This is a genomic window from Corynebacterium sp. AOP40-9SA-29, assembly GCF_052377405.1.
GTDB lineage: Bacteria > Actinomycetota > Actinomycetes > Mycobacteriales > Mycobacteriaceae > Corynebacterium.
On sequence record NZ_JBQSWR010000008.1, the window covers coordinates 52,766 to 66,951 of the forward strand.

The window sequence follows — 14,186 nt, forward strand, 5'->3', positions numbered from 1 at the left end:
TGCTCCCCTAGTCGTCACCGCGGTCGACGATCTCGGCCGCGGTGGTCGCCACCGTCGTGCCGTCCTCGAACCGCCGCTTGCCGAGGACGTTGTGCGGATCGACGACCGCGACCTTCTTGCCGGTCTCCCGGATGCGGCGCAGCCCCTCCTTCACCATGCGGCGACCCACCGGGTTGCTCTCGGTCACCCGACGGGCATCGATGATGACCCGTGGGGTGGAGATGTCCTGGTGCTCGGTCTCCATGAGGAACTCCTCGGCACCGGAGAAGTCCAGACCACCCTGCAGCCGGAAGATGGTGCTGCGTCCGCGTGTGCGCACGCCGCGCACCGAACTGCCCTTGCGCGTCACCGCCGACATCAGGTGCAGGCCCATGTCCTCCGAGAGGGCACGGAAGATCTTCGCCCCGCGCACACTGTTGCCGGACTCGTCGAGCCGCGGCGAGAATGTCGCGATGCCCAGCTGACCGGGCAGGGTGCCCATCAGTCCTCCGGCCACGCCTGACTTCGCCGGGATGCCCACGCCTGCCATCCACTTGCCCGCCCCGTCGTACATGCCGGCGGACGCCATGACGGCCTGCACCTGCCGGCACACCAGCGGCTCCAGGATCCGCTCCCCGGTGAGCGGCTGCACGCCGCCCAGCGCCAGAGTTGCCCCCATGACCGCAAGATCCTTCACGGTGACCCGGATGGAGCACTGCCGGGTGTAACTCGCCACGGCGTCCTCCGCCGCGTCGCTGATCACGTCGTAACTGCGCAACATGTGGGCCAGCGCCAGGTTGCGGTCGGCCGACCCGGTCTCCGAGGCGGTCACCTCCTCGTCCACGGTGAGCTGCCGTCCGGCGAGGCGGGAAAAGTAGTCGACGATCACCTCGACGCGGTCCTCGACCGAGGAGTCCTCGCCGTTGATGAGCTGATTGACGGCTATGGCACCGGCGTTAATCATCGGGTTGACCGGACGGTGCGTCTTCCCGTCCAACGAAAGCTCGTTGAAGGCTTCGCCGGACGGCTCCATCCCCACCGTGTCCAGCACCTTCTGCACCCCGCAGTCCTGGAGTGCCGCGGCATAGGCGAAGGGCTTGGAGATCGACTGGATCGTGAACTCACGTTCATCGTCGCCGACGCTGTAGATCCACCCCTGGTTCGTGCACATCGCGAGCGCCAGCGGTGTGGGATCGGACTTGGCGAGCTCGGGGATGTAGTCCGCGACGGCACCGCCGTCCTCGTCGCGCACCCGATCGAGGATGTCGTTCAGATAGTCTTCGACGAGGGAGTTCATGGGCCCCGAGACTAACAGAATCCGTCGCCGATATACTTCCACCCATGACACCCCTTCCCGTTCCGCGACCGGGCTTAATCGCCCGCAGTGTCGGCTCGGTCTTGGGGGCCCTGATGCTCTCGACGTCACTGGTGGCCTGCGTCACCAACGAAGAGTCCGGCAACCCGGAGGGCTGGGTCGACACCCTGCCCGAACCCGTCGCCGAACTCCAGGAGCTGCTCCCTCAGGAGTACCGCGACTCCGGACGCATCTCGGCCTCGACCAACCCGACCTTCCCACCGAACCAATTCAAGGACCCGTCGGGCGAGATCATCGGTTTCGAGGTCGACCTCGTCCGCGCCGCCGGTGCCGTCCTTGGGCTCGACGTCAGCTTCCAGCAGCAGGACTTCAACCTGATCCTGCCGTCGATCTCCACCGGGACGGTGGACGTGGGCACCTCCGGGTTCTCCGACACCGAGGACCGCCAGAAGTCCTACGATTTCGTCGACTTCTACACCTCGGGCATCACCTGGGCCACGACGCCGGGCAAGACCGTGGACCCGGCGGACGCCTGCGGGCTCACGGTAGCCGTGCAGAAGGGCACGTATTCCGACACCGACGACGTACAGGTCAAGTCCGATGAGTGTGTCGCCGACGGCCGTCCGGCGATCAACAAGCTGGTGTACGAGTCCGCCAACGCCGCGGCAAATGCCACGGCCCTGGAGAAGGCGGATGCGCTGAGTTCGGATTCCGCGGTCACCGACTACGCGATTCGTCTGTCGGAGGGCAAGCTCATCCCCGCCGGAGACGCCTTCGACACCACCCCGTTCGGCTGGGCCTTCGCCAAGGAGTCGGACCTTGTGCCCGCCTTCGCGGCCGCCCTCGAGTACCTGATCACCTCGGGACAGTACGACGACATCCTCGGCCCCTGGGGACTCACCGACGGCGCGATCGACGCCGTCACCGTCAACACGCAGGACGTCGACCTGCCCGCCGCCGCCACTGCCGCTGCCACCGCCGATGAAGGAGCCTCCTGATGAGCGACCACCCCAGGGCCCAGGAACGGACCCGCCCGACCGACAACGACGTCGTCCCCCTGCGCCACCCGGGACGCATCGTTGCGTCCGTCGTCCTGCTCGTCTTGCTCGCCGTGTTCCTCTGGAGCGCGGCGCACAACGACGCCTACGGCTGGGACACCTACGCGTCCTACCTCTTCGACACCCGGATCGCCGAGGCCGCGGTGCACACCATGGCGCTGACGGTGCTGGCAATGATCGTCGGCGTGGTGCTCGGCGCGGTCCTGGCCGTCCTGCGCATGTCCCCGAACCCGGTGACCAGCGGCATTGCCTGGCTGTACCTGTGGATCTTCCGCGGCACCCCGGTGTACGTCCAGCTGGTGTTCTGGGGCTTGCTGTCGGCGATCTACCAGTCGGTCAACGTGGGCTTCACCGAGATCGAGCTCGACGCGCTGCTCAACAACATGTTCTGGCTCGCCGTGATCGGCCTGGGGCTCAACGAATCGGCCTACATGGCTGAGATCGTGCGTGCCGGTATCCAGGCGGTGCCCGAGGGCCAGTCGGAGGCCTCCAAGGCCCTCGGCATGACCTGGTGGCAGAACATGCGCCGAACCGTGCTGCCGCAGGCGATGCGCATCATCATCCCGCCGACAGGCAATGAACTGATCAGCCTGCTGAAGACCACCTCGCTGGTCATCGCGCTGCCCTATGCCGGTGAGCTCTACGGCCGGTCGATGGACATCGCCTACGCCATGTTCGAGCCGGTGCCGATGCTCCTCGTCGCCGCCACCTGGTACCTGGTGATCACCTCGATCCTCATGGTCGGCCAGCACTACCTGGAGCGCTACTACTCCCGCGGCTCCTCGCGGGCACTGACGAGCCGCCAGCTCGCCGCACTGACCGACGCGGAGGGCCTGCCGCCGCTGAATATCACGGTCGAGGATCCGAGCAGCGAACGAAACAACCGCGACAGTCGAGACAACAAGGAGAACGGCCGATGAGCACCCCGTCCGACACCCCGATGATCGCCGTGAAGGACGTCTGGAAGCGCTACGGCCGCCTCGACGTCCTCAAGGGCATCGACCTTGAGGTCCCCACCGGCGGCGTGACCTGCCTGATCGGTCCGTCCGGCTCCGGTAAGTCCACGCTGCTGCGCTGCGTGAACCACCTGGAGAGCATCGACGCCGGACGCATCGAGGTCAACGGCGACCTCATCGGCTACCAGGAGCGCAACGGCCGGCTGCACCAGATCTCCGAGCGCGAGGCGTCGCGTCAGCGCGCCGACATCGGCATGGTCTTCCAGCAGTTCAACCTGTTCACCCACCGCACGGTGCTCGCCAACATCATCGAGGCACCGATGAAGGTGAAGGGCGTCCCGAAGGCGGAGGCCGAGGCCACCGCCCGCGAATTGCTCGACATGGTCGGGCTGTCCGACAAGGCCGACGCGTGGCCGGTGCAGCTCTCCGGCGGTCAGCAGCAGCGAGTCGCCATCGCGCGCGCGTTGGCGATGAAGCCGAAGCTGATGCTCTTTGACGAGCCGACGTCCGCCCTGGACCCCGAGCTCGTTGGCGAAGTCCTCAACGTGATGCGTCGTCTCGCCGACGACGGCATGACGATGCTCGTCGTCACGCACGAGATGGGCTTCGCCCGCGAGGTCGCCGACCACGTGGCGTTCATGGACGGCGGACGCATCGTGGAGCACGGTGTGGCGCGCCAGGTCATCACCGACCCGCAGGAGGAGCGCACCCGCTCCTTCCTGTCCAGCATCCTGGACTGACCCCCGCTGCGCGTCCCCACCGCTTTATCAGGGACGGATCAGGGACGGATGTCGACGTGCCAGGGCACGCGGGGGGTGCCCGGGTCGTCCAGCACCTGCTGGAAGAGCTGCTCGGCGGGCTGCTTGTCGCGGCTGACCAGCACCTCGGACAGGCGCGCGGTCAGCGCGCTGATGCTGCCCTCGCAGCGGGTGACGTCCAGGGTCACCGTCGCCGGCTCGGGGGTGGTGTCGGCGGCGTCGGCGAAACCGTAGTCCTGCCACACCTCCTCGAGGCTGGCGTCTCCCCCGGTGCCGGTGGCCACCTTCAGGTCAGCGGTCAGCGACTCCGAATTGAGGTCGACCAGGTGCCGAATGTCGTCGACAATGCTGTCGCGCTGATCGGCGGTGGAAAGGATCTTGAACACGATCTGAGGCATGGGCACCAGTAAAGCACTGACTCGCTCCCACTGCCAGGGTCCGACCGACTACTGTTGGGTAACTGTGATCGGCCACTCCCCCATCTCCCCCGCACCGGTACCACCGTTGACCACGTTGCCCGACGGCACCATCAAACAGGTCAACCCGTTCTCCGGGACCGAGGTATGGACCGTGCCCAGCCGCGGCCACCGCCCCATCCGGGAACGTCCCGAGGAGATCGTCGAGGTCAACGACGGCAACCGGGACACGCAGACCGACTTCGGCATCGCCAATCTGCTGCGCACCACCCCGGAGAAGGCCCGCATGGTCATCGACGACAACGGTGACCCCCGCATCCTGCGCGGCCTCACGGTCTCCCAACTGGAGTCGACCGACCCGCTGTTCCGGCGGGTGGCGAACCTCTACGAGATCCTCACCTACGACTACTGGCTGGTGAACTACGGCCACCGGATGGACGCCACGGCCGCCCGGCACATGGCGGAATACCTCGCCGAACCGGAAGGACGCGACCACGTCGAGCAGCTGCTGCGCATCCGCCTGGCCGCGGCGGGGCGTCCTGCGTCCGAGATCGACGCCCTGTTCACCGAAGAGCAGGCGGTGCAGAGCATCAACGAGCTCGGCGGGCCCTTGTTCGGCGGCGGACACGACATCATCCTCGCCCGCGACCACTACGTCCCTGGGGCCACACGCAGCGACCAGCTGCTCAGCTCCGGTGAGATGAGCTGGTCGGACCACCGGCTCTACATCGCCTTCACCGTGGACGCGATGGATAGGCTCTACCGTGCCAACCCGTACGTGCGCTACGTCGCGGCATTCCAGAACTGGCTAGAGCCCGCCGGCGCATCGATCGAGCACCTGCACAAACAGCTGGTAGCCATCGACGAGCACGGACTGCAGAACGAGACGGAGATCGCCCAGGTGCGGGCGAACCCGAACATGTACAACGAGTGGGCGGTGGACTACGCCGGGCACCACAACCTCATCGTCGCGGAGAACGACCATGCCATCGCCTTCGCCGGGTTCGGGCACCGTTGGCCGACCCTGGAGGTGTTCTCCCGTTCGGGTACGACCGAGCCGTGGCTGATCAGCGTCGAGGAACGCGATGCGGTGGCCGACCTCGTCCACGCCTGCCATGTCGCGGCCGGGCCGCACATGCCCTCGAACGAGGAGTGGCTGCACCGGCCGTTGGACGTGGACGTGCCGATGCCGTGGCGGATCATGATCAAGTGGCGGGATTCGACGATGGCCGGGTTCGAGGGTGGCACGAAGATCTTCATCAACACCCTGAGCCCCGCTGACCTCAAGTCGCAGGTGCTCGAGAAACTGACCGCGGCCCGTGACGAGGGGCGCCTTGCCCCGGGGATCCGGCTGGGTGGGGAGATCGAATTCCAGCGCAACTCGCTGCGCTATAACCCGGCGGTGCAGGGCTAACCCACCGACTTGGCCCCTGGCCCGCACGTCTGGCCCCTGCACCTGTGAGGGTGCGGGGGCTTTCTGTGTGGCAGCGGGTGGCTTCTAGGCCGGTGGGTCCTCGGTGGGGTCGAGGTCGTCGGGACCGTCTGGTCCGGTTGGTTCAACCGGTTCGACTGGCTCATCCGGTTCGGTAGGTTCTGGAGTTTCGACCGGTTCGGAGGGTTCGTCGGGATATGCGGGGTAGACCGCGTCCGGGTCGTAGGCCTGGGCCAACGGGCCGGTGGCGTGGGTGGTGTAGCGCCTGTTGTTGGGACCTTCCCAGTCGATGGTGAACCCGTCGTCGGTGGTAGAGCAGGTCCACACCCCCTCGGTTTTCAGCCGGTGGTGCGGGCGGCACAGTTTCTGCCCGTTGCTCGGATGGGTGATCCCGTCGCTGGTGGGGTCGGTGTGCGGGGAGTTGATGATGTGGTCGTTGTCGCACAGCGTGGCCGGCACATCACAGTTCGGGAACCGACAGGTCGCATCACGTCCGTCGAGGTAGTCCTTGTGCGCGGTGGTGAAGGTGTAGGCCTCGGTGTCGGGGTACTTGTCGGGGTTGGTGTGCAGGACGCGTACATAGCCGGACTCGTTTTCCAGGCGCTGGGCGGTGGAAGGGTCAATCCAGCCGACGCCAGTGACGTAGCCGGCTCCGGTGCCGTGAATGCCGTCGAGGGTCGCACGGTACAGGTTCACGCGGATTTTCATCGAGGCTGGGTTGTCGCCGAGCTGTTCGAGCAGTACCTGTGCTTTGAGTTGTGAGCGGGTCGGCAGCACGGTGCGTTCTTCTTCGGGGATGTCTTCCTGCCGGCGGCGGGCATCGGCGAGCAGAACGCGGGCTTTCTTGTCGAGTTCATCGTCGATGGCGGCGAGGGTGACTTCGTCGCCGCCGGTGAGGACGAGTTGCTTGCCGCGGCGTTTGAGTGTGGCGGTGTCTTCCTGGGCCAGGGCGGTGTCGTTGGCCAGTTCCGGGGCGGCGTCGAGGATTGCTGCGCGCACGCGGTCGCGGAGTTCGCGCAGGGTGACCAGTTCGGTGGTGTCGCGTAGCCAGGGGGTGACGTCTTTGTTCACGGCGGCGTCGAGGTGTGCGGTGATCTCATCGTGGTGGGCCTGGGGCACGGTGTCTAGTTGGGCGTGGATAAGCCGGCGGATCAGGGCGAGATGGTCGGCGGCGAGGATTCCGGTGGTGAGCACTGCACAAAAGAGTTCGAGGTTACGTGCGGCGAGTTCGCCTGCGTGTGCGAAGCGGGAGGCGTCGGTTCGGGAACGTCCGCGTAGTGCCAGCGCTGTGGCGAAGCGTTCGGTGGTGGCGATGTCGCGGAGTTTCGCGATGAGCAGCATTTCGCCGAGGTTGAGGTGGCGTTGGATGTCGTCCATGCTCATGGTGGGTGTGGTGTTGTCGGTAGTCATGGTGCCAGCGTCCCCCTTGGTTGGCTTCCTTGACGGAAGTGTACTACATGCCACGGACATGGTCAACCACATGTTCGAATAACTCAGAAGGAGTACCTGCCCCAACATCGAACGAGAGCCACCACAGACCCCGAGCCGGGACCGCCCCTAAGAAGAGGACACCAGCGTCACTACACTCGGGGCCATGAGTACACCTGATATCGCGGAGTTCATCGGCAACCACGGCGTGGACCTCTCCTGGGCCGACGGTTTCTACACGTGGATGCACGAGAACCCGGAGCTCAGCGAGCACGAGGAGCAGACCGCCGCACACGTCCTCGAGCGCCTCAGCGCCCTCGGCGCCGAGGTGACCACCGGTATCGGCGGCCACGGCATCACCGCCGTGTGGCGCAACGGGGACGGCCCGACGGTGCTCTACCGCGCCGACTTCGACGCCCTGCCGGTCACCGAGGACACCGGGGCGTCCTACGCCTCCAAGAACCCGGGCGTGATGCACGCCTGCGGCCACGACGTGCACACCACCGCCCTGATGGGCCTGTGCGAGATCATGGACGCCCGGCAGGATGCCTGGTCGGGCACCTTCATCGCCCTGTTCCAGCCTGCCGAGGAGGTCACCCGCGGTGCCACGTCGATGATCGAGGACGGCCTGGCCGAGCGTATCCCCGCCCCGGACGTCTGCCTCGGCCAGCACGTGATGCCCGGCCCGGTGGGCACGGTGTTCTCCTCGGCCGGCCCGGTGATGGCCGCCTGCGACACCATCACGGTGACGCTGCACGGGGTGTCCTCGCACGCGTCGGCACCGCACAACTCCATCGACCCGACGTTCCTCGCCGCGATGATCGTGGTGCGTCTGCAGGGCATCGTGGGCCGCGAGGTCGCCGCGGACGACTTCGCCGTGGTGTCCGTCGGCACGCTCACCGCCGGCCACACGAACAACACCATCCCCGACACTGCCACGCTGGTGCTGAACTGCCGCTTCTACGACACTGGCGTGCGTGACCGCACCTACGCCGCGATCGAGCGGGTCATCCAGGCCGAGTGCGCGGCCTCGGGCACGCCGAAGCCGGCGGACGTCGTCTACTCCGCGCGCGGCGAGCTGACCGACAACGACGCCGGCGTGCACGAGCGGGTGCGTCCCGTGCTCGATGAGGTCTTCGGTGAGCGTTCGCAGGACGCCGCCCGCTGGACGGCGTCCGAAGACTTCTCCGAGATCCCCCGCCACTTCGGCGTGCCCTACGAGTTCCTGCTCACCGGCTGCACCGAACAGGACGTGTGGGACGCTGCGGTCGCCGCCGACCGGGTCGCGCAGGACGTCCCGGGTAACCACTCGCCGCAGTTCCTGCCCGCACCGGGCACCGTGGACACCGCCACGCGGGCGGCGACGGCGGCCGTACTGGCCTACCTCTGGCGCGACTGACGCGCCAGTAAGGCTCAGGCGGAGCCGACGGCCTCGCGGCCGAGGAACTCGTTCATGCCGTCCCAGTCGCGCAGCGCCTGCTCCGTGCCTCGCGCCAGCGAGTCGCGCAGAACGTCGACCTTGCGCTCGGTGGAACTCACCGGTGCGGCGTCCTCCGGGAAGTACAGGAACGCCCGGCCGGCGCGCTCCAGGGCGTAGAGCCGCTGCATCGTGGCGTTGTAGTGAATGTGCCGGGTGAGCAGTGCCTCGGCGACCGCCGGGTAGCGGCGCAGCAGCGTGCGCCACACCTTCGAGCGTCCCATCGGCGGCTTTACGTAGCCACGAGGGTGGGTGAGTACGGCGAAAAAACGGTCGTAGCCATCCGCCAGCGCGGCGTCCAACGGAATCCCGCCGGACGGTCCGAGCGCGCCGTCGACGTAGGGCACCCCGTCGATGCGCGGCACCGGCATCGCGAACGGGATCGTGGAGGACGCCCGGACGCGGTCCATCAGTTCCTGGCCGGAGCTGATGTCCTCGCGTCCCCAGTAGACCGGGTCACCGTTGTCGGCGCGGGTGGCGCAGATCCGGAACTCCGTGTCCCCCTCCAGCGCGAGGCGGGCATCGTAGGGCCGCGGAAGATCAAGGGTGTGGGCCTGACCGTAGATGAACTCCGCGTTGAAGAAACCCTTGCCGCGCAGCAGCCAGGTCCAGCCACCGAACTGTGGTTCGGTGGCGAAGTCCACGAAGCTGCGGCGCAGGCGGTCCTGCTCTCCGCTGAGGTAGCTGACCAGGTGCGTCGCGCCGGCGGAGACGCCCCCGACCCAGCCGAACTGCACGTCGTGGTCCATGAGGACGTCCACCGCGCCAGCGCTGTAGGAGGCGCGCATGCCTCCGCCCTCCAACAGCAGTGCCGTGTCGCGTGCGTCGATCATCCTGGTGGGGCCTCCTTCTACGCGGTGTCCTCGCCGAGCAGGTGGACGTGGATCATGTTGGTGTTGCCCTCGGTTCCGGGGGGCGAACCGGCCACGATGACCACGGCGTCCTCCCGGGTGTAACCCGCCTTGCCCAGCAGGATGGAGTCCACCTCCTTCATAATCTCGTCGGTGGTGGAGACCTCGTTGGTCAGGTACGACTCCGCACCCCAGGTCAGGGCCAGCTGGTTGCGCACCTCCTGGTACGGGGTGAACACCAGCAGCGGCAGGTCAGAGCGCAGGCGGGCCACACGACGGGCGGTGTCGCCGGAGGCGGTGAAGGCCACGAGCGCGCGGGCGTTGAGCCGCTCGCCGATGTCCTTCGCCGCGAAGCTGATCACGCCACGCTTGGTGCGCGGCACGTGGGACAGCGGCGGCACCTCGCCGTCGATCTCGGCGGCGGTGACGATGCGGGACATCGTCTTGACCGTGTCCACCGGGTACTTGCCCACCGAGGTCTCGCCGGAGAGCATGACCGCGTCCGCACCGTCGAGTACGGCGTTGGCGACGTCGGACGCCTCGGCGCGGGTCGGGCGGGAGTTCTCGATCATCGAGTCCAGCATCTGGGTGGCGACGATCACGGGCTTGGCGTTCTCGCGGGCGATCTGCACCGCGCGCTTCTGCACCAGCGGCACCTCCTCCAGCGGAACCTCGACACCCAGGTCGCCACGGGCGACCATGATGGCATCGAAGGCGAGGATGATCGGCTCGAGTGCGTCAACCGCCTCGGGCTTCTCCAGCTTGGCGATGACCGGCACGCGACGGCCGACCTCGTCCATGATCTCGTGGACCAGCTCGACGTCCGCCGGGGAGCGGACGAAGGACAGCGCGATGACGTCCGCGCCCATGGTCAGGGCGAAACGCAGGTCGGCGATGTCCTTCTCCGACAGGGCCGGCACGGAGATGTTCATGCCGGGCAGGGACACGCCCTTGTTGTTGGAGACGGGGCCGCCCTCGACGACCTCGCAGACCACGTCGTTACCGTCGATGGCCTTGCAGACGAGGCCGACCTTGCCGTCGTCAACGAGGAGGCGGTCGCCGGGGCGGGCATCACGGGCGAGCTGCTTGTAGGTGGTGGAGACCCGGTCGTGGGTGCCAGACACGTCATCGACGGTGATCCGGACTTCCTCACCGGTCTCCCAGTAGGTCTTCTCCTCGGCGAACCGGCCGAGGCGAATCTTGGGGCCCTGCAGGTCGGCGAGAACACCGACGGAGCTGCCGGACTCCTCGGCGGCCTGCCGGACCCACTCGTAGTTTTGCTGGTGATCCGCGTGTTCACCGTGGGAGAAGTTCAGGCGGGCGACGTTCATCCCCGCCCCAACGAGCTCACGGATCTTGTCGGCGGAGGCCACTGCCGGGCCCAGGGTGCATACAATCTTGGTGCGTCTACTCACCTGTCCGAGGATAACCCTGTGCCCCCGCGACCGCTACCACGGGATGCCTCAGAAGCTTCTGCATCGGATTCAGCGTCCCCTTCACGTTCCCCTTCGCTGTCCTCCTCAAGATCCTCACGCGGCGGCCCTGCCACGTACTCCGGCTCTTCCCGGGTACGCGATCGGGTGAGCACGAACAGGACCACGGCGCCGACGAAGACCACCGCGGAGACCACGCTATTGATGCGCACGTCGCCGAAGACGGTCGTCGCCGCGTCCGTTCGGATCGACTCGATGAAGAAACGCCCGAAAGTGTAGCCCGCCACGTAGAGCATGAACACCCGCCCGCCGCCGAGGCGGAACCGGCGGTCGGCCCACACGAGCACGAGCACCACAAGCAGCGCCCACAACAGCTCGTAGAGGAACGTGGGCTGCACGGTCGCCAGCACGGTGCCGTCGGAGACCCCGTCCATCTGGTCGATGTTGCCGTCGGCGTCGACGCGCCGGTAGATCTCGAGTGCCCAGGGGGCATCAGACTCGCCACCGTAGAGTTCCTGGTTGAACCAGTTACCGAGGCGACCAATGGCCTGGGCGAGCAGGATCGGCGGGGCCACGGCGTCGGCGAAGGGAGCCAGCGGCACCTTCTTGTACGCCAGCACCGCCCACACGGCCAGGCCGCCGAGGACCACGGCACCCCAGATCCCCAGGCCGCCGTTGGTGATCTTGAAGGCATCAACCCAGTCGCGCCCCTCACCGAAGTACAGATGGTGATCGGTGATCACGTGGTAGATCCGTCCACCGATGATGCCGGCGGGCACAGCGGCGATCGCGCAGTCGATCACGGTCTCCGGGTATCCGCCGCGCGCCACATAGCGCCGCACGGTCCAGAACACCGCCACGACGATCCCAGTAAGGATGCACAGCGCATAGGCGCGCAAGGCCACCGGGCCCAGGTGCCACACACCCTGCGGCGGCGAGGGAATCGCGGCGAGGATCTGCGTACTCACCGACGGACCCCCTCGTACAGGTCCTTGGCCAGGGTCTCCAGTGCGTCCACCCCGGAGGACGCCGCGGAGATCAGCGCGGAACCGACGATGACGCCGTCGGCGTAGTCGGCGATCGCGGCGGCGTGGTCACCATTCTTCACACCCAGCCCGACGGCGACCGGCAGGTCCGTGGCCGCGCGGGTGCGCGCGACGAGGTCGCGGGCATCCGAGGAGACGTCCTCCTGCGCGCCGGTGACGCCCATGTGCGACTGGGCGTAGATGAACCCGCCACCGGCGTTGACCGTGAGGTCGAGGCGTTCGGCGGTGGTGGACGGTGCCACGAGGTAGACGTTGTCCAGGCCGTTGGCCCGGCAGGCGTCGTTCCAGCGGGCGGACTCCTCCGGCAGCAGATCCGGGATGATCGACCCGAGGCCACCGGCCGCAGCCAGGTCCTCGGCGAACTTCTCCGGACCGTACTGCAGGATCGGGTTCCAGTAACTCATGATGACCGCATTGCCGCCGGCCTCGGTGATCGCGCGGACCACGGTGAAGGTGTCGCGGACGCGGAAACCGGCCTCCAGGGCGGTCGTCGCGGCCTCCTGGATCGTCGGGCCGTCCATCATCGGGTCGGTGAAGGGCACGCCCACCTCGATGAGGTCGGCGTGGCGGGCCAGCGTGGTCGCCAGTTCCACGGAGTCGTCCAGCGTAGGGTAACCGGCCGGAAGGTAGCCGACGAAGGCGGCGTGGCCGTCGGCCCGGGCGGAGGTGAAGACCTCGGACAGTGTGCTCATCAGTTGTTCTCCTCGTCCGTGTGTGCCTCGCCCTGCTCCGGGTGCATGCCGAACCACGTGGCGGCGGTGTCGACGTCCTTGTCGCCACGTCCGGAGACGTTGACGATGAACACCGGCCGTGCCCCGTCCGATGTCGTCCTCTCCCCCGCGGTGTACTCGGCACCGACCTTCACCGCCAGCGCGACGGCATGGGCGGACTCGATGGCGGGGATGATGCCCTCGGTGCGGGTCAGCAGTCGGAAGGCCTCCATCGCCTCGGTGTCGGTGACCGGAAGGTACTCCGCCCGACCCTGTTTGGCCAGGAAGGAGTGCTCCGGGCCCACGCCCGGATAGTCCAGACCGGCGGAGATCGAGTGCGACTCGGTGATCTGGCCGTCCTCGTTCTGCATCAGCGCGGCGAAGGACCCCTGGAAGACACCCTCGGAGCCCACGGTGATCGGCGCGGCGTGGCGTCCGGTCTCCACCCCGTCGCCACCGGCCTCGCCGCCGATGAGGGCCACACCCTCGTCGTCGATGAAGGGGTGGAACAGGCCGATGGCGTTCGAGCCGCCACCGACGCAGGCCATGACCGCGTCCGGCAGACGACCGGACGCGGCGAGGATCTGCGCGCGCGCCTCGACACCGATGATGCGCTGCAGGTCCCGGACCATCTCCGGGAAGGGGTGCGGGCCGGCCGCGGTGCCGAAGCAGTAGTAGGTGTCATCGGCGTTCGCGACCCAGTAACGCATGGCCTCGTTGATGGCGTCCTTCAACGTCGCCGAACCCACCGTCACCTCGATGACCTCCGCGCCAAGCAGTCGCATGCGGGCGATGTTGAGGGCCTGGCGGCGCGCGTCCACCTCACCCATGTAGATCCGGCACTCCAGACCCAGCAGGGCACACGCCGTGGCCGTGGCGACACCATGCTGGCCGGCACCGGTCTCGGCGATGACATTGGCCTTACCCATGCGCTTGGCCAACAGGACCTGGCCGAGCACGTTGTTGATCTTGTGCGAACCGGTGTGGTTGAGGTCCTCACGCTTGAACCACACGTCGGCACCGACGGCCTCGGAGAACCGTGCGCCGAAGTAGAGCGGCGATGGCCGGCCGGTGTAGTTGCGGTGCAGCTCGTCGAGCTCGTCGAGGAAGTCCTGGTCTGCCCGGGCCTTCGCCCACGAGTCCTGGATCTCCTCGATGACGGCCATCAGGGCCTCGGGGATGTAGCGTCCCCCGTAGTTGCCCCAGTGACCGTTGTCGTCCGCGTCGTGCGCGGTCGGCACGGCGAGGACCTCCCCCGCCGTCGGCAGGCCGAGCGTGTTCTTGAAGTCACTTCTGTCGTTCCCGGATGGTGTACTCACACCCAGGA

13 protein-coding genes are annotated in these 14,186 nt (G+C 67.4%); 5 read left to right on the forward strand and 8 right to left on the reverse strand.

What is annotated here, in order from left to right; all coding sequences use genetic code 11:
* Nucleotides 1–7 precede the first annotated feature (7 nt).
* The gene (locus tag ACT3SZ_RS13540; RefSeq protein WP_444619440.1) at nt 8–1,276 is read right to left on the reverse strand and encodes a glutaminase; all 1,269 of its coding nucleotides are present in this window, start codon (nt 1,274–1,276) and stop codon (nt 8–10) included.
* 44 nt (nt 1,277–1,320) lie between these two features.
* Here ACT3SZ_RS13540 and ACT3SZ_RS13545 point away from each other — a divergent pair, with 44 nt between their 5' ends.
* From ACT3SZ_RS13545 to ehuA, 3 genes are read left to right on the forward strand one after another with little or no spacing between them, the layout of a single operon-like run.
* Nucleotides 1,321–2,292, forward strand: a complete 972-nt coding sequence (locus tag ACT3SZ_RS13545) for an ABC transporter substrate-binding protein (protein WP_444619442.1) — start codon at nt 1,321–1,323, stop codon at nt 2,290–2,292.
* A complete protein-coding gene (locus tag ACT3SZ_RS13550) occupies nt 2,292–3,272 on the forward strand; it encodes an amino acid ABC transporter permease (protein WP_444619444.1) in 981 nt (326 codons plus the stop codon). The genes ACT3SZ_RS13545 and ACT3SZ_RS13550 overlap by 1 nt, the downstream gene beginning before the upstream one ends.
* Nucleotides 3,269–4,048 (forward strand): ectoine/hydroxyectoine ABC transporter ATP-binding protein EhuA, encoded by a 780-nt coding sequence (gene ehuA, locus ACT3SZ_RS13555; RefSeq protein ID WP_444619446.1) that lies wholly within the window; start codon nt 3,269–3,271, stop codon nt 4,046–4,048. Before ACT3SZ_RS13550 ends, ehuA begins: the two co-directional genes overlap by 4 nt.
* A gap of 38 nt (nt 4,049–4,086) precedes the next feature.
* Here the strand turns inward: ehuA and ACT3SZ_RS13560 are convergent, their stop codons facing one another.
* Nucleotides 4,087–4,464, reverse strand: a complete 378-nt coding sequence (locus ACT3SZ_RS13560) for a hypothetical protein (RefSeq protein ID WP_444619447.1) — start codon at nt 4,462–4,464, stop codon at nt 4,087–4,089.
* Nucleotides 4,465–4,528: 64 nt separating this feature from the next.
* Between ACT3SZ_RS13560 and ACT3SZ_RS13565 the strand changes: the two genes are divergently transcribed.
* A complete protein-coding gene (locus tag ACT3SZ_RS13565; protein WP_444619579.1) occupies nt 4,529–5,896 on the forward strand; it encodes a DUF4921 family protein in 1,368 nt (455 codons plus the stop codon).
* 84 nt (nt 5,897–5,980) lie between these two features.
* On the opposite strand, the gene ACT3SZ_RS13570 is transcribed toward ACT3SZ_RS13565, so the two are convergent.
* Nucleotides 5,981–7,324, reverse strand: coding sequence for an HNH endonuclease signature motif containing protein (locus tag ACT3SZ_RS13570; protein WP_444619449.1), 1,344 nt, complete (start codon nt 7,322–7,324; stop codon nt 5,981–5,983).
* A gap of 184 nt (nt 7,325–7,508) precedes the next feature.
* Here ACT3SZ_RS13570 and ACT3SZ_RS13575 point away from each other — a divergent pair, with 184 nt between their 5' ends.
* Entirely contained in the window at nt 7,509–8,741 is a 1,233-nt protein-coding gene (locus tag ACT3SZ_RS13575; RefSeq protein ID WP_444619450.1) for an amidohydrolase, read from the forward strand.
* A 14-nt stretch (nt 8,742–8,755) separates the two neighbouring features.
* Here ACT3SZ_RS13575 and ACT3SZ_RS13580 read toward each other — a convergent pair whose 3' ends face one another.
* Genes ACT3SZ_RS13580 through trpB form a run of 5 tightly spaced genes read right to left on the reverse strand, consistent with a single transcriptional unit; the run spans nt 8,756 to nt 14,178 of the window.
* Entirely contained in the window at nt 8,756–9,652 is an 897-nt protein-coding gene (locus ACT3SZ_RS13580; protein ID WP_444619452.1) for a patatin-like phospholipase family protein, read from the reverse strand.
* A 17-nt stretch (nt 9,653–9,669) separates the two neighbouring features.
* Nucleotides 9,670–11,085 (reverse strand): pyruvate kinase, encoded by a 1,416-nt coding sequence (gene pyk / locus ACT3SZ_RS13585; protein ID WP_301441697.1) that lies wholly within the window; start codon nt 11,083–11,085, stop codon nt 9,670–9,672.
* Nucleotides 11,082–12,071, reverse strand: a complete 990-nt coding sequence (lgt, locus tag ACT3SZ_RS13590; RefSeq protein ID WP_444619454.1) for a prolipoprotein diacylglyceryl transferase — start codon at nt 12,069–12,071, stop codon at nt 11,082–11,084. Before lgt ends, pyk begins: the two co-directional genes overlap by 4 nt.
* Nucleotides 12,068–12,841 carry a tryptophan synthase subunit alpha gene (trpA, locus tag ACT3SZ_RS13595; RefSeq protein WP_444619456.1) on the reverse strand — a complete coding sequence of 258 codons (774 nt, stop codon included), beginning with the start codon at nt 12,839–12,841 and terminating at the stop codon, nt 12,068–12,070. Before trpA ends, lgt begins: the two co-directional genes overlap by 4 nt.
* Complete coding sequence (trpB, locus tag ACT3SZ_RS13600) at nt 12,841–14,178, reverse strand: tryptophan synthase subunit beta (RefSeq protein ID WP_301441700.1); 1,338 nt, start codon at nt 14,176–14,178, stop codon at nt 12,841–12,843. Before trpB ends, trpA begins: the two co-directional genes overlap by 1 nt.
* Nucleotides 14,179–14,186 lie beyond the last annotated feature (8 nt).